Source organism: Clostridium lentum, from assembly GCF_014287815.1.
Taxonomy (GTDB): domain Bacteria; phylum Bacillota; class Clostridia; order Clostridiales; family Clostridiaceae; genus Clostridium; species Clostridium lentum.
The window spans coordinates 34,473-50,089 of the sequence record NZ_JACOOQ010000017.1 but is presented as its reverse complement, the minus strand read 5'-3'; the positions used below and the strand labels follow the sequence as shown (position 1 = coordinate 50,089).

Here is a 15,617-nt window from a genome sequence, read left to right as displayed (position 1 = left end):
TATGTTACAATTAAAAAATATTAAAAAGACATATAAGATTGGAGAAATTGAAACTCAGGCTCTTAAAGGTGTATCAGTTGCATTTAGAGAAAAAGAGTTTGTAGCTATATTAGGAACTAGTGGTTCAGGAAAGACAACTTGCTTAAATATTATTGGTGGATTAGACAATTATACTGATGGAGACTTAATACTAAATGGTAAATCTACTAAGGATTTTACAGAAAAGGATTGGAATAGCTATAGGAATAATTCCATTGGTTTTATATTTCAAAGCTATAATTTAATTGGACATTTAAGCATTGTTGAAAATGTTGAATTAGGTATGACTTTAAGTGGAGTAAGTGCTAAAGAAAAGCATGAAAAGGCATTAGAAGTTCTTAAAAATGTAGGCTTATCAGATCATTTACATAAAAGACCTAATCAATTGTCTGGTGGGCAGATGCAGAGAGTTGCCATAGCAAGAGCTCTTGCCAATAATCCTGACATAATATTAGCTGATGAGCCAACAGGAGCTTTAGATACTGAAACATCAGTAGAAATTATGAACCTTATAAAAGAAGTGGCAAAAGATAAGCTAATTATCATGGTAACACATAATCCAGAGTTAGCTCACCAGTATGCTGATAGAATAGTTGAATTTAAAGATGGAAATATTATTTCTGATAGCAATCCATATGATGAGAAGAATTATGAAAATAGTGGATTCAAGCTTAAAAAAACAAGCATGAGCTTTGCAACTGCTTTAAAGCTTTCATTTACTAATATTAAAACAAAAAAGGGTAGGACAGCTCTTACTGCTTTTGCTTCTAGTATAGGAATAATCGGTATTGCTACCATAATGTCATTATCTTCAGGATTCCAAGAGCAAATTAACAAATTCCAAAGTGATAGTTTTGCATCATTTCCTATTATGATAACGCAAGAAACTAATGAAATTGATATTGATAAGATTTCAGCAATGCAGAAGGAAATGCTAGGTATTACTGAAAATGAAAAAAGTTATAGTGATGCTAAAGAAGTTTATAGCTATAGTACTGATGAATATGTAATGACTCACAAAAATGTATTTACAGATGAATATATTGATTATATAGAAAATATTAATCCTGAATATGTTCAAAGTATAGGGTATACAAGAATAACTGGAGTAAATCTTTTAATGGAGCAACATGGTGAAGTGGTTCCGGTAAATACTAAAGATATTAATTTTGTATCATATCCAAAGGCTTTAACAGAAGAGGGGGAAGGGTATTTAGAAACAAATTATGATTTATTAATTGGAGAGTATCCACAAAATGCTAATGAGGTAGTATTAGTTATTGATGATAAAAATCAAGTACAAGACACTATTTTAAGGGCATTAGGATATGATCAGAAAACTATTTCTTTTGATGATTTATTAGGGTTAAGACTTAAAGCTATTTTAAATAATGACTATTACAGTGCAACAGATATGGGTATTTATACAATTAATACTAATTATGAAGAAATGTATAGCTCAAATAATGCAATTGATTTAAAAGTTGTTGGAATAATTAGAGGGAAAAAGGATGCAGGACTTGCAATGCTTATGCCAGGACTTGCATATTCAGATGAACTTTCAGAGATAATAATTGCAGATTCTATGAATTCAGATATTGTAAAATCACAGAAAGAAGCAGATTTTAATGTTTTAACTTTTGAAAAGGTTGATGAAACTACTAAGGAGCAGCTTATAGCATATTTAGGGGGAAATTCAACTCCATATATGATAAGTATATTCCCAACTTCATTTGATAATAAAGACTTTGTTGTGAAATATTTAGATGAGTATAATGAAGGAAAAGATGTTGAAGATCAAATTGTATATACTGATTTAGCAGATACTATAATGAGTATGACCAATGGAATAATGACAGGCATAACTTTGGTTTTAATTGCTTTTGCAGGAATATCATTAGTTGTTTCATTAATAATGATTGGAATAATTACTTATACATCAGTTTTAGAAAGAACGAAAGAAATTGGTATATTAAAAGCCTTAGGTGCTAGTAAAAAGGATATAACAAGAGTATTTGATGCTGAAACATGTATATTAGGTGTATTTTCAGGAGTATTAGGGATAGCTATAGCATACGGTCTAACATTCCCTATAAACTCAGTTATTTACAAAATGACAGATCTTAAAAATGTAGCTCAGCTTCCAGTAGTTTATGCTGTAATGCTTGTAATTATAAGTACAATTCTTACTATGCTTGGAGGACATATTCCAGCCAAGATGGCATCAAAGAAAGATGCAGTTGAAGCTCTTAGAAGTGAATAGTTTAAAATAAATAATAGCGGCTTTCTTTTGAGAGCCGCATTAATATTTATAAATATAAAATAATAAATGATATAATATATATTATTTTTATAGATGGGAGCTATTATATGCCGACTAATACTTTTTTTAATTTACCAATAGAAAAGAAAGAAAGGATTATAAATGCAGCCAAAAGTGAATTTGTAGAATATTCTTTTAATGATGCATCTATTAATAGAATTATAAAGAATGCTGAGATTTCAAGAGGATCATTTTATATGTATTTCGAAAATAAAGAAGACTTATTTTTATATATATTAGATGGATATAGAGAAGAAGCTTTAGCTGAAATAGTTAGTAGTCTTAATGGTGAGAAGTGTGATATATTTCAAATGGGAATTTATATTTATGATTATGCTACCAGTGAATATCTTAGTAAAGAAATGTATGAATTTATTATAAAGACATTACATAAGGTGGATATGAATTTGATCAATTATTTTTTTAGACTTGATTGTAGAGAAATTAAACTTAACGTTGCTAAAAAGTATATAGATTTATCTAAGATAGTTTTTACTGATGATGAAGAACTTTTAAATATATTAGAAGTAGTAGAAAATACAATGATTACGGAATTGATAGCTGTACTTTTAGGAAAACACAATTGTTCTATAGGAAAAGCAAAGCTTATTGGCAAATTCAATATTATAAAAAATGGAGTATTAAAATAGAGAATGATAAGCTAATGGATATGAATACCATGAAGTAAGAGTTCATCAAATGTTTATGAATATAAAAATAAGACTATAAAAAAGATAGGTTATATTATACAATATAAATGTACATATATAAGAGAAAAAATGAGGAAAAATATAAATAATAAATTAATTAAAGGGGATAAGAATATGAAAAGATATAATAGAATATTTACAATAGTTATAGATTCTTTAGGAATAGGAGCTATGGATGATTCGAAGGAATATGGCGATATAAATGTAGATACACTTGGACATATAGCAGAATCAGTAGATTCTTTAAATATTGCTAATCTTCAAAGAATGGGGATAGCAAACCTACATAAAATAAAACATGTAGCAAGTATAGAAAATCCACTTGGATATCAAATGAAATTAAAAGAAGCAAGCGTTGGTAAAGATACAATGACAGGTCATTGGGAAATGATGGGTCTTCATATAACTAAACCATTTAAAACTTTTACAGATACAGGATTTCCAAAGAATCTACTAGATGAATTAGAAGTAAAAACAGGACATAAGATTGTTGGAAATAAAAGTGCTAGCGGGACAGAAATATTAGATGAATTAGGAGAGCACCAAATGAAAACAGGAGACATGATTGTTTATACTTCTGCAGATTCAGTTCTTCAAATTTGTGGTCACGAAGAAACTTTTGGATTAGATGAATTATACAGATGTTGTGAAATAGCAAGAGAAATAACTTTAAAGGATGAATGGAAAGTTGGTAGAGTTATAGCAAGACCATACGTAGGCGAGAAAAAAGGTGAATTTAAGAGAACGAGCAATAGACATGATTATGCTTTAAAGCCATATGGTGAAACAGTTTTAAATGTTTTAAAAGATAATAATTATGATGTTATATCAGTAGGAAAAATAAGTGATATCTTTGATGGAGAAGGAATCACTGAAAGCCACAAATCAAAGAGTTCAGTTCATGGTATGGAGCAAACTTTGGAATTGATGGATAGGGATTTTAAAGGATTATGTTTTGTTAATTTAGTTGATTTTGATGCTTTATGGGGACATAGAAGAAATCCTAAAGGATATGCAGAAGAGTTAGAAAGATTTGATGTAAACTTAGGAAAAGTACTAGATAAGTTAAAAGAAGATGATTTATTAATAATTACAGCAGATCATGGTAATGACCCAACTTATAGTGGAAGTGATCATACAAGAGAATATGTTCCGTTTTTAGCATACTCTCCATCAATGAAAAATCATGGCCAATTAGGAACTGGTAAAAGTTTTGCAGATATCGGTGCAACAATAGCTGATAATTTTGAGGTGCAAATGCCAAAGGGTACAATTGGAAAATCTATTTTAAATAGCTTAAAATAAGGTTGAAAATTAGAAGCCTTATTTTATTGAAAATCTCTTTGTAAAATTTAAAAAAAATATTGTAATTTGTATAAATAAGTGTTAGTATGAGTATAAGCAGTGTATACTGCTATTTAAATAAAGTTTCTTTAATGTAATGGTTTCTCGTAGTTTAAGAGATTATTATCACATTAGAATCTTTAAAATTAGGAGGAATTATTATGACAGATAAGACATTAACTTGCAAAGATTGTGGTGCTGAATTCGTATTCACAGTTGGAGAACAAGAATTCTACAAAGAAAAAGGATTCGATAACGAACCAAAGAGATGTTTAGCTTGTAGAAGAGCTAAGAAAGCACAACAAAGCGATAGATAATTATTGAAATTGTTGATAGAGCTGTAGTTTATGCTACAGCTTTTTTAAAATTATAAATAAGTATGGAGTTTTATTTTTTAGAATAATAAAGAAAAAAGTTAGGAAATATAAATATGAGAAAAATAAAAAGGAGGTAAGAAAATATAATATGATTACATTTAAGGGAACACCAGTTACTTTGGAAGATAAATATATAAATGTTGGTGATTCTGCTCCAGATTTTCATTTAACCAACAAAGAATTAAAGGAAATAACCTTAAAGGATACCAGTGGAAAAAGAATATTTGTAATAGTTCCATCAGTTGATACACCAGTATGTGATAGGGAAGTAAGAAGATTTAATGAAGAAGCAGCAAAACTAAATAATGTAAGTATATATGTGGTATCAATGGATTTACCTTTTGCTCAAAGTAGATGGTGTGGTAGTGCAGGAATAGATAAGGTTACTATTTTATCAGATTATAAAAATAGAGATTTTGGTAAGAATTATGGTGTTTATATTAAAGAACTAGGACTTTTAACTAGGGCAATTATTATTGTAGATGAAAATAATAAAGTTTCGTATGTTGAGTACTGTAATGAAGTTTCTAGTGAACCAGATTATGAAGCAGCTTTAAATGCTGTAAAATAAGGAGTGGATTTTATGACTTTTAAAGAAAAAGTTAATGAAATGAAAATTCATCATGAAGAACATAAAGAAGAAAGACATGAAAGACATGAAGAAAAGAAATTTGCTCATGAAATAAAACATCAAATGAAGGAAGAAGAAAGGCTTAAAAAGCATGAAGAAAAGATTCATGAAAAAGAAGCTAAAAAATTAGCAAAAGATATTGAACATGATATAAAAAAGGAAGAAAAGTTTGCTAAAAAAGAAAATAAAATATTTGATTAATCTACCTAAATATAAGAAAGCTATATCATATTGATATAGCTTTCTTATATTTAGGTAGATTATAATATTATGGTGATATAAGTGAATAGCACATAAATAAAAGCGTGAAGAGAATTTTAGAGTTAAAGAAAAAATATAATATGATGGAGTGATTTTATGGGAAAAGAAGCAGTGATATTTGATATGGATGGAGTAATTTTTGATACGGAAAAAGTGTATTTAGATATTTGGCAAAGAGTTTTTGAAAAGTATGGATATAAAATGACTAAAGAATTATATATTACTGTAATGGGGACAGGAAGAGAAAATGTAATAAAGATATTTTTGGATAATTTTGGTGATGGACTTCCCATTGAAAAGATGTATGAAGAAAAGGATAAGCAGCTATTTTTTATCATAGAAAATGAGGGTATTCCCTTAAAAGAAGGTGTAAAAGAATTATTTTCAATGCTTAAAGAAAGAAACTATAAAATAGCTTTAGGGACATCCGCAAAAAGGGAGAGAGTGGAAAAACAGATAAAAGATAAATGGCTTAAAGAAAGCTTTGATGCAATAGTATGTGGTGATGATGTGGAAAAAGGAAAACCAAATCCAGATATATTTTTAAAAGCAGCAAAAGAAATTAATGTTAAACCTGAAGATTGTTTTGTTGTAGAAGATTCACCAGCAGGGATAAAAGCAGCTTTTTCTGGAGGAATGAAAGGAATTCATGTAGAGGATTTAAAGGTGGCTGATGAAGAAATATTAAGATATTGTAAAAAAAGCTTTAAGAATTTAAAAGAAATAAAGGAGTATTTAAGTTGTGAGTAAATTTAACAATATTAATAAAATATTATATTAAATTAAAAAATGTATTATAGAAAGAATAAGATATTAATATATGTGACACTAACAGATAATATTAGTTATGCAATAAAATTATATAAATAAGGCGTTGTTAAGCCTAATGCACTTATTTGGGAGATAAAATGATAATTCTTTAAATTAAGGTTAAAAAGGGATATTTAGAAATTCAAAGCATGGATAATAATCAAAAAGAGTAATTATTAAAAATTTTTAATAATTCTATAATATTAAATTCATTCTTTAATAACTATTTTTTTATAAGATGTATATATAAATAATAATAGTAAAGGAAGAAATGAAATGAACGAAAAAATAAATCTTATAGTAAAGACAATTAAAGAGAAAAAAAGAAAAATAATAAAAACTATGATTAAGCTAATGATAGTATTAGGAGTAATTGGAGTTATAATAGCAGGTATATTTTATGGGTATGTAAAATCTAATATAAATTATAGTAGAAGTGAAGCAGAGAAAATTGCTTTAGCAAGTATAAATGGACAAATAGTAGGGTATAGAATTGATTTGGAAGATGGTATTTTAGAATATGAATTTAAAATAAAAGATGGTAATAATAGATTATATGAAGTAAAAGTAAATTCTAAATATGGTGCAATAACTGATATAGATTACAATGGTTAATATACAGAAATTTTTGAAAGAAGTGATTTTGTGAAAAAAATTCTAATAATAGAAGATGAATCTAATATATCAGATTTTGTAAAGATGGAACTGGAATATGAAGGCTATGAGGCAGAGATAAGTGAAGATGGCAAAGAAGGATTAATAAAAGCGTTAAGAGAAGATTATGATTTGATAGTGCTTGATTTAATGCTACCAGGTATTAGTGGTTTAGAAGTCTGTAGAAGATTAAAGAAAGAAAAAGATATTCCAGTTATAATGCTAAGTGCAAAAGATAGCGTAATGGATAAGGTAGCAGGACTACAAATTGGAGCAGATGACTATATAGCTAAGCCTTTTGCTATAGAAGAGCTTATTGCAAGGATTCAAGTTATATTTAGAAGAGCGGAAAAAGTAAAATCAAATATTATAAAGTTTAAAGATTTAAGTATTCAATTAGAATCAAGAACAGTTATGAAAAATGAAGAAAAAATTAATTTAACCAATAAAGAATATGAACTTTTAATATTGCTTTTAAACAATAAAGGAAAGGTTGTTACGAGAGATAACATATTAAATGAAGTATGGGGTTATGATTATGATGCAGGAACTAATGTAGTGGATGTTTATGTAAGTTATTTAAGAAATAAATTAGATGAAAAAAATAAAGAGGCATATATAGAAACTGTGAGAGCTGTTGGCTATATTATTAGTGAAAAGTAATGAAAAAACGAAAAAGATTACCGATATTTTTAGAATTTAGTATTATTTCTTCAATAATAATAGTATCAATAATTTGTGTTTATTCAGTGGTACAACTAATAAGCATGAATATGCTCACTATTGAATATGAAGAGGAGCAAATTGAAAAGAGATACGAAGAGTTAAGTTATATACTATCTAATATTGAATTAAAAGATAATACTTTAAATGATATTATAAAAGATGATGATGAAATTATAAGAATATATCAGGATAATTATATAAAATATAAAAGTAAAAATGATATTTGGGATAAGATACCGTTAAGTACTAATGAGGAGCTAAAAGTTAATTTTAGATATATAGATTGGGATTTATATGTTGTATTAGATGGAAAGATAGAAATTGAAAATAAAGATTATAGAATTCAAATTGTACATGGAGATATGATTTTTGATGAAATAATGGAAAATTATTTTCAAACATTATTAATATCATTATTTATTGGAATTATATTAAGTATAATTGGAGCTATTTATTTATCAAAAAGATTTGTTGGTAGATTAAAAAATTTATCTAATACAATAAATGAAGTAAAGGAAAATGGCATAAAATATAGAGTAGAAATATCAAATACTAATGATGAATTTGATAAAGTTAATATATTATTTAATGATATGTTAGATGAAGTAGAAGAAGCATTTAATGAGCAAAGCAGGTTTGTTTCTGATGCATCTCATGAATTAAGAACTCCTCTTACAGCTTTGCAAGGTCATCTTAGAATGATAAAAAGATGGGGAAAGAATGATAAAGAGCGTTTAGAAAAATCATTAGATATATGTATTAGTGAAACAGAAAGATTAACAAAAATTGTTGGAGATTTATTAACATTATCAAGATGTGATAATGAGATAATAAATCTAAGTGAAATTGAAAAAATTCAAGCTAAACAAATAATTTTACAAATTATAGAACACTATAAGATATTAAATAATACTACTAAATTTAAATTAATAATGGATGAAAATCTAATGTTAAAAATTAAGCAGGATCATTTAAAGCAAATATTAATTATCTTTATTGATAATGCTATTAAGTATAATGATAAAGATGAATGTGTTATTGATATAAATATATTTGAAAAGAATGAAAATATATTATTTAATATAAGAGATAATGGTAAAGGAATACCAAAAGATGAAATACCTTATATTTTAAATAGATTTTATAAGGTTGATAAATCAAGAAAAAACAATAATTCCTTTGGATTAGGACTTTCAATTGCAGATAAAATAATTTCTTTATATGGTGGAAGAATTAAAATATATAGCGAAGAAGGAATATATACAGAAATAGTTCTTAAAATAAAAAATGAGTTATAGTGAAATAAAACATATTTTACTATAACTCATTTTTTATAAAACAATAAGTGATTTATTATTAAAAAAGTATATATTTTTACAAAAAGTATTTAATTTATTAAATACATATGTTATTGTATAATTTGTAAAATATGGTTAAAGGGGGATTTGAAATGAAAAAAATAGGAATTGATATTGGAGGAACTTTTATTAAATATGCCTTAGTAGATGAATCGTATAAAATTATGGAGAAATGGAAAGTTGAAACTATTAAGTTTGAGACAAAAGATGAGCTTTATGATTATATATGCCATAACATGAGAGGGATTGAGGATATAGATGTAATAGGTATAAGTGCTCCAGGTGTTATAGATGAAGAAGCTAATGTTAGATCGTATGCAGCACCTAATTTAAGAATTATGTATGGAACTAATATAGTTCATGAAATACAAAATAGAACAAATAAAAAAGTTGCAGCAATAAATGATGCTAAAGCTGCAGGGTTATGTGAGTTTGAAATAGGAAATGCAAAAGATAGCAAATCATCGGCATTTTTAATATTAGGTACAGGAACAGGTGGATGTATTTGTAATGAAAATGGAGTGATATATGGAAAGGACTCTTTTGCTGGTGAATTTCATAAGCTTCCATTTATAAATTTTAGTAATGGAAAGATGGATAATATGGGTGATTATGCATCAATGACGGCTTTAATAAATATATATAATGACAAAGTTGATGAAAACGTTAAAGTGAGATATGGACATGAGGTATGTAATAAATATTTCGAAGGAGATAATACAGCAAAAGAAACTGTGGATCAGTGGATAAATTATATACTTGTACAGTTGATAACTATTACAGTTTTCTATAATCCAGAAGTTATTTGTATAGGTGGAGGAATATCTGAAGAAGAATGGTTTATTAATAGGATTAAAGAGAAGTATAGGGAAGAGTGTATTAGACATACCGAATGTGATGTTATTACAACTAAAATAGATAGATGTAAGTATAATAATGATGCAAATATACTTGGTGCAGTAATAAATGCAATTAAAAAATAGTTAGTATAAATAAATGAAAAGTTAAATCAAAAGAGTAGAAGAAGCTAACTTGAGGTGAAGATATGTTTAGATATGAAGTGATACAAAGTTTAAACAACTTAGAATTATCCCTATATGAATATATTATGAAAAACAGTAAAAAAGTAATATATATGAGAATACGGGAACTTGCAGAGGAAGCACATGTATCTACAACTACAATATTGAGATTTTGCAAGAAATTGAACTGTGAAGGATTTTCAGAATTTAAAGTCAAATTTAAAATGTATATTGAAGAAAATAATATTAAAAAGGTAAATGATGATACATCAGAAATAATAAATTTTCTGAAAAATATTGAAGGCAGTGATTTAGATAATAGATTAGATACATTATGTAATATGCTTAAAACGGCTAATAGTATTATATTTTTAGGAATAGGATCCTCAGGAATACTGTGTAAATATGCAGCTAGATATTTTTCTGCTATTGGAAAGTTTACCTTTCATATTGATGATCCATTTTTCCCTAAGAATTTTAAATGTTATGGTGAGTGTCTCATAATAGCTTTATCAGTATCAGGAGAAACATCAACTACTATAGAAAATATTGTTAGATTTAAAAAAGAAAACTGTACAATTGCCAGTATAACAAATACGGAAAATTGTACTATAGCTAAAATATCAGATTTAAATTTACCTTATTATGTGCAACAAGTTAAAGTTAATTATAGTGATATTACAACACAAATTCCTGTATTATATATGATAGAGAGGATTGGCAAAAAGCTATATAATGAATATGGTATAGAGTAAGAAAGCACATATAGACTCAATTTTTTGAGTGTATATGTGCCTTTTATTTATATATTTTTAGTGTTTTTTAAAAAACACCTTGTTTTATTTTTGTATGTATTTTTTAAAGGTGGAACATGTTTTTTTTGCTTTAGAAAATGATTACAAACCAGAAAATGTATTATATACTAAATTCATGAAGTGAAACAAGGAGAGATGATTTAATGATTTATGAAAAGTTAGAAAAATTTAGTGATGGATTCTTGTGGGGATCTGCCTCTGCAGCTTATCAAGTAGAAGGAGCATGGAACCAAGATGGAAAAGGAGAAAGTATCTGGGATGTATATACTAAGCTACCTGGAAAAACATATAAAGGTACTAACGGTGATGTAGCTGTTGATCACTATAATAGGTACAAAGAAGATGTAGCTTTAATGGCTGAGATGGGATTAAAGGCATATAGATTTTCAATAGCATGGACTAGAATATATCCTAAAGGTCGTGGAGAAGTAAATGAAGCTGGTTTAAAGTTTTATGAAGATTTAATAAACGAGCTTATAAAAAATAATATTAAACCAATCATAACACTATATCATTGGGATTTACCGCAATATTTACAAGACTTATATGGTGGTTGGGAATCAAGAGAAATAATAAATGATTTTAACAATTACTGTATAACGTTATTTAAGAGATTTGGTGATAAAGTTAAATATTGGGTAAGTTTAAATGAACAAAATGTATTTATAAATTTAGGATACATGACAGCATTACATCCACCAGGAGTTAAAGATTTAAAGAGAATGTTACAAGCTAATCATATTGCAAACTTAGCTAATGCAAAAGTTATTGAATCTTTTAGAGCTTATGTACCAAATGGAATGATTGGTCCAAGCTTTGCATTCTCACCAATATATGCAAATACATGTAATCCAGAGGATGTTATAGCAGCAGAAAATGCAGAAGAATTAAATAATAACTGGTGGCTTGATGTTTATTGTAAAGGTATATATCCAGCATTTGCAATGAAGTATTATGAAAAATTAGGAGTAGCACCAGTGATTGAAGATGGTGATTTAGAATTATTAGAAAGAGCAAAACCTGATTTCATTGGAATAAATTACTATCAAACAACAACAATTGAAAAAAATGGATTAGATGGTGTAGGTGCTGTAGAAGGAATGAATAACACTGGTAAAAAGGGAACAGCACAAGACAGTGGTATACCAGGAGTATTTAAAAATATTAAAAATCAATATTTAGAATATACAAATTGGGATTGGGCAATAGATCCTGAAGGATTAAGAATAGGATTAAGAAGATTAACAAGTAGATATGGGTTACCTATTTTAATTACTGAAAATGGTTTAGGTGAATTTGATAAATTAGAAGAAAATGAAGTTGTAAATGATGATTACAGAATAAAATATTTAAGCAATCATGTTAGAGCTTGTAAAGAAGCTATCACAGATGGTGTTGAATTGTTAGGATATTGTACATGGTCATTTACAGATTTATTAAGTTGGTTAAATGGATATCAAAAACGTTATGGTTTTATATATATAGATAGAGATGAAAAAGAAATCAAAGAATTAAAAAGAATTAAAAAGAAAAGTTTCTATTGGTATAAGAAAGTAATAGAAACTAATGGAGAAGAATTATAAAAATATTATAATAAAAAAATTTATGAGGTGATTAATTATGAAAAAAATATTATTAGTATGTTCAGCAGGAATGTCAACAAGTTTATTAGTTAATAAAATGAAGAGCGCAGCTCAAGATATGAATGTGGAAGTAGAAATTGAAGCATTACCAGTATCAGAATGTTCAACAAAAATTAATGAAGTTGATATAGTTCTTTTAGGACCACAAGTACGTTTCCAAAAACCAGTAGTGGAAAAATTAGCATGTGGAAGAATACCAGTAGACGTAATCGATATGAGATTATATGGAATAATGGATGGAAAATCAATATTAATAAGTACATTAGAAAAAATTAAATAGTAAAATAAAAAATTAATAAAGAATGAAAGAAGGGTATATTATGAGTTTTATGGAAAAATTTCAATCTCAAATTGAAAGATTTCTAGTGCCGTTAGCAAGTAAGTTGAATTCACAAAGACATATTTGTGCAGTAAGAGATGCATTTATATTAACATTCCCATTAACAATGGCTGGATCATTAATGGTATTAATTAATTCAGTATTTTTATCACCAGATGGATTTGTTTGTAAGATGTTAAGATTACAAAAGATATTTCCCAATATTGCAGAATATCAAGCTATATTTAGTCCAGTATTAAAAGGATCAACAGATATTCTTGCAATATTAGTAACATTCTTGATTGCAAGAAATTTAGCTAAACAGCTTAAATCTGATGATTTATTATCAGGATTAACAGCAGTATCTGTTTATTTTATAATATATCCTGATTATGTAAATGTAGAAGGCGCAAAGCATTTAGCAACTCAATTTTTTGGGCCACAAGGTCTATTTGTTGCAATAATAGTTGGTTTATTAGTTGGTGAACTAATGTCAGCTTTATCAAAATCTAATAAGTTAGAAATCAAAATGCCAGAGCAAGTACCACCAGCAGTAGCTAGAACCTTTAAGTTATTAGTACCTATAATAATAACAACAGTTTCATTCACTTTTGTAAACTTCTTTATTAAGAAAATTGCACCAGGTGGATTGAACGAAATAATTTACAATGTAATTCAACAACCATTAACTAAATTATCACAAAATGTAGGATCAGTTTTAATATTAACATTAATATCTCAAACACTTTGGGTTATGGGTATCCATGGACCAAATACTATTGCGGCTGTACGTGATACTATGTTCTCAGAAGTAACTAATGCTAACCTTTCATATGCTGCAGCAAATGGAACTGCATGGGGAGCACCTTATCCAGTAACATTCAATGCTTTATATGATGGATTTGGAGCATACGGTGGATCAGGAGCAACATTAGGTTTAATAATTGCTCTATTCTTATTTAGTAAAGCAAAAGAACATAAGAGTATTGCTAAACTTTCATTTGCACCAGGATTATTCAATATAAATGAAATGGTTATCTTTGGATTACCAATAGTATTAAACCCAATATACATGATACCATTTATTTTAACGCCATTAGTAGGTGAAATGATTGGTTATTTATCAATAGCTGTATTTAAAATCATACCACCAATTGCTTTCCAAGTACCTTGGACAACACCAGGACCATTAGCACCATTCTTAGGCACAGGTGGAAATATATTAGCATTAATAATGGGATTTGTTTCTCTTGCTGTTAGTGTATTGATGTATGCACCATTTGTAATTGCTGCTAGTAAAGCAGAAGTAAAAGCAGAAGAAGACAGAAGAAAACATGAGTTAAGTAATAGTAAAGATACTGTAACTATTTAAAAATTAAAGTAGGAGTTGTAAGTAATGGAAGGATTAGAATTAATAGCATTTGAGATAATTAGTAATGTTGGTATGGCTAAATCATTAGCTATTGAGGCATTAAGAGTAGTAAGAAGTGGTAACTATGCAGAAGGTGAAGAGAGATTATCTGAAGCAGCGAAATATCTTACGGAAGGGCATCATGCACATACTTCATTAATACAAAAGGAAGCAGCAGGAGAAAAGACAGAATTTTCATTAATGCTTATGCATGCAGAAGATCAAATGATGAGTGCAGAAGTTATTAAATCTTTAGCTGAAGAAATGATAGAAATGTATAAAGAGTTAAAAGGCTAAGAACTTTTAATCTAAAACTCTATAAAATAAATTGATAAATAATAATATTTATCAATTTATTTTATTCTTAATGTAAACATTTTCTATTAGAGGTATATTTTTAAAGGAGTGAATAATATGAAAATAAAATTATCAAAAATTATTACAGGTATTTTATTAGCAGGAACATTATTATCAACTCAAGTTTCAGCATTAACAACTAGTCATTTTGGAGATGGACTTAGTTATATGAACTCAAGAGATTGGAGCAAATCAGATGGATGGTCCAATGGAGGTATGTTTGATTGCACATGGAGAGGACAAAACGTTAATTTTTATAATGGAACTATGGAATTGGCAATAACTAGAGATTATCAAGGTGGTGTTTCACAATATGCTGGTGGGGAATATAGAAGTAATGATACTTATGGATATGGACTTTATCAAGTTAGAATGAAGCCAGCGAAAAATACAGGAGTAGTTTCTTCATTTTTCACTTATATAGGACCAACTGATAATAGCCCATGGGATGAAATAGATATAGAGTTTTTAGGTAAAGACACTACTAAGGTACAGTTTAATTATTATACAAATGGTGTAGGAAACCATGAATATCTTTATGATTTAGGTTTTGATGCATCACAAAGTTTTCATACTTATGCTTTTAATTGGCAGCCAAATTACATTGCATGGTTAGTTGATGGTAAGGAAGTTTATAGAGCATATGATAATATTCCATCACATCCAGGAAAAATAATGATGAATTTATGGCCAGGAAAAAATGTAGATTCATGGCTTGGCAGATTCAATGGTGCTACGCCAATTAAAGCGTACTATGATTGGGTATCTTATGATCCAATGTAATAAAAATTAAAGAATAATAACTATAATAGGAGGA

The 15,617-nt window shown here is 27.7% G+C and carries 17 protein-coding genes; all 17 read left to right on the top strand.

Going from position 1 to position 15,617, the window contains the following annotated elements; genetic code table 11:
• Position 1 precedes the first annotated feature (1 nt).
• The 17 genes from H8R92_RS10320 (at position 2) to bglS (ending at position 15,583) form a co-directional block, all read left to right on the top strand.
• Positions 2–2,302 (top strand): ABC transporter ATP-binding protein/permease, encoded by a 2,301-nt coding sequence (locus tag H8R92_RS10320; protein ID WP_186835407.1) that lies wholly within the window; start codon positions 2–4, stop codon positions 2,300–2,302.
• A gap of 107 nt (positions 2,303–2,409) precedes the next feature.
• A complete protein-coding gene (locus H8R92_RS10315) occupies positions 2,410–3,012 on the top strand; it encodes a TetR/AcrR family transcriptional regulator (RefSeq protein ID WP_186835406.1) in 603 nt (200 codons plus the stop codon).
• Between the two features lie 174 nt (positions 3,013–3,186).
• Positions 3,187–4,377 (top strand): phosphopentomutase, encoded by a 1,191-nt coding sequence (locus H8R92_RS10310; RefSeq protein WP_186835405.1) that lies wholly within the window; start codon positions 3,187–3,189, stop codon positions 4,375–4,377.
• Positions 4,378–4,577: 200 nt separating this feature from the next.
• Positions 4,578–4,733, top strand: coding sequence for a zinc-ribbon domain-containing protein (locus tag H8R92_RS10305; RefSeq protein ID WP_022211904.1), 156 nt, complete (start codon positions 4,578–4,580; stop codon positions 4,731–4,733).
• A gap of 148 nt (positions 4,734–4,881) precedes the next feature.
• Positions 4,882–5,364 (top strand): thiol peroxidase, encoded by a 483-nt coding sequence (gene tpx / locus H8R92_RS10300; RefSeq protein WP_186835404.1) that lies wholly within the window; start codon positions 4,882–4,884, stop codon positions 5,362–5,364.
• 12 nt (positions 5,365–5,376) lie between these two features.
• Positions 5,377–5,625: a hypothetical protein gene (locus H8R92_RS10295; protein ID WP_022211902.1), complete on the top strand. Its 249-nt coding sequence runs from the start codon at positions 5,377–5,379 to the stop codon at positions 5,623–5,625.
• A 156-nt stretch (positions 5,626–5,781) separates the two neighbouring features.
• Positions 5,782–6,435 (top strand): HAD family hydrolase, encoded by a 654-nt coding sequence (locus H8R92_RS10290; protein ID WP_186835403.1) that lies wholly within the window; start codon positions 5,782–5,784, stop codon positions 6,433–6,435.
• Between the two features lie 336 nt (positions 6,436–6,771).
• Positions 6,772–7,110: a PepSY domain-containing protein gene (locus H8R92_RS10285; RefSeq protein WP_022211900.1), complete on the top strand. Its 339-nt coding sequence runs from the start codon at positions 6,772–6,774 to the stop codon at positions 7,108–7,110.
• A 30-nt stretch (positions 7,111–7,140) separates the two neighbouring features.
• Complete coding sequence (locus H8R92_RS10280; RefSeq protein WP_022211899.1) at positions 7,141–7,812, top strand: response regulator transcription factor; 672 nt, start codon at positions 7,141–7,143, stop codon at positions 7,810–7,812.
• Positions 7,812–9,173, top strand: coding sequence for a sensor histidine kinase (locus tag H8R92_RS10275; protein WP_186835402.1), 1,362 nt, complete (start codon positions 7,812–7,814; stop codon positions 9,171–9,173). Before H8R92_RS10280 ends, H8R92_RS10275 begins: the two co-directional genes overlap by 1 nt.
• A gap of 152 nt (positions 9,174–9,325) precedes the next feature.
• Positions 9,326–10,216, top strand: a complete 891-nt coding sequence (locus H8R92_RS10270) for an ROK family protein (RefSeq protein WP_022211897.1) — start codon at positions 9,326–9,328, stop codon at positions 10,214–10,216.
• 62 nt (positions 10,217–10,278) lie between these two features.
• A complete protein-coding gene (locus H8R92_RS10265; protein ID WP_022211896.1) occupies positions 10,279–11,010 on the top strand; it encodes a MurR/RpiR family transcriptional regulator in 732 nt (243 codons plus the stop codon).
• Positions 11,011–11,213: 203 nt separating this feature from the next.
• On the top strand, positions 11,214–12,653 hold the full coding sequence (locus H8R92_RS10260) for a glycoside hydrolase family 1 protein (RefSeq protein WP_022211895.1): 1,440 nt from the start codon (positions 11,214–11,216) through the stop codon (positions 12,651–12,653).
• A gap of 37 nt (positions 12,654–12,690) precedes the next feature.
• On the top strand, positions 12,691–12,993 hold the full coding sequence (locus tag H8R92_RS10255) for a PTS sugar transporter subunit IIB (RefSeq protein ID WP_022211894.1): 303 nt from the start codon (positions 12,691–12,693) through the stop codon (positions 12,991–12,993).
• Positions 12,994–13,033: 40 nt separating this feature from the next.
• Positions 13,034–14,404 carry a PTS sugar transporter subunit IIC gene (locus H8R92_RS10250; RefSeq protein ID WP_022211893.1) on the top strand — a complete coding sequence of 457 codons (1,371 nt, stop codon included), beginning with the start codon at positions 13,034–13,036 and terminating at the stop codon, positions 14,402–14,404.
• Between the two features lie 24 nt (positions 14,405–14,428).
• Positions 14,429–14,740, top strand: a complete 312-nt coding sequence (locus H8R92_RS10245; protein WP_022211892.1) for a PTS sugar transporter subunit IIA — start codon at positions 14,429–14,431, stop codon at positions 14,738–14,740.
• Between the two features lie 117 nt (positions 14,741–14,857).
• Positions 14,858–15,583: a beta-glucanase gene (gene bglS, locus H8R92_RS10240; protein WP_022211891.1), complete on the top strand. Its 726-nt coding sequence runs from the start codon at positions 14,858–14,860 to the stop codon at positions 15,581–15,583.
• Positions 15,584–15,617 lie beyond the last annotated feature (34 nt).

Bases quoted from the DNA above. Each gene is read 5' to 3' on its own strand.
- H8R92_RS10320 (WP_186835407.1), top strand. From the start codon at position 2: ATGTTACAATTAAAAAATATTAAAAAGACATATAAGATTGGAGAAATT.
- H8R92_RS10315 (WP_186835406.1), top strand. From the start codon at position 2,410: ATGCCGACTAATACTTTTTTTAATTTACCAATAGAAAAGAAAGAAAGG.
- H8R92_RS10310 (WP_186835405.1), top strand. From the start codon at position 3,187: ATGAAAAGATATAATAGAATATTTACAATAGTTATAGATTCTTTAGGA.
- H8R92_RS10305 (WP_022211904.1), top strand. From the start codon at position 4,578: ATGACAGATAAGACATTAACTTGCAAAGATTGTGGTGCTGAATTCGTA.
- tpx (WP_186835404.1), top strand. From the start codon at position 4,882: ATGATTACATTTAAGGGAACACCAGTTACTTTGGAAGATAAATATATA.
- H8R92_RS10295 (WP_022211902.1), top strand. From the start codon at position 5,377: ATGACTTTTAAAGAAAAAGTTAATGAAATGAAAATTCATCATGAAGAA.
- H8R92_RS10290 (WP_186835403.1), top strand. From the start codon at position 5,782: ATGGGAAAAGAAGCAGTGATATTTGATATGGATGGAGTAATTTTTGAT.
- H8R92_RS10285 (WP_022211900.1), top strand. From the start codon at position 6,772: ATGAACGAAAAAATAAATCTTATAGTAAAGACAATTAAAGAGAAAAAA.
- H8R92_RS10275 (WP_186835402.1), top strand. From the start codon at position 7,812: ATGAAAAAACGAAAAAGATTACCGATATTTTTAGAATTTAGTATTATT.
- H8R92_RS10270 (WP_022211897.1), top strand. From the start codon at position 9,326: ATGAAAAAAATAGGAATTGATATTGGAGGAACTTTTATTAAATATGCC.
- H8R92_RS10265 (WP_022211896.1), top strand. From the start codon at position 10,279: ATGTTTAGATATGAAGTGATACAAAGTTTAAACAACTTAGAATTATCC.
- H8R92_RS10260 (WP_022211895.1), top strand. From the start codon at position 11,214: ATGATTTATGAAAAGTTAGAAAAATTTAGTGATGGATTCTTGTGGGGA.
- H8R92_RS10255 (WP_022211894.1), top strand. From the start codon at position 12,691: ATGAAAAAAATATTATTAGTATGTTCAGCAGGAATGTCAACAAGTTTA.
- H8R92_RS10250 (WP_022211893.1), top strand. From the start codon at position 13,034: ATGAGTTTTATGGAAAAATTTCAATCTCAAATTGAAAGATTTCTAGTG.
- H8R92_RS10245 (WP_022211892.1), top strand. From the start codon at position 14,429: ATGGAAGGATTAGAATTAATAGCATTTGAGATAATTAGTAATGTTGGT.
- bglS (WP_022211891.1), top strand. From the start codon at position 14,858: ATGAAAATAAAATTATCAAAAATTATTACAGGTATTTTATTAGCAGGA.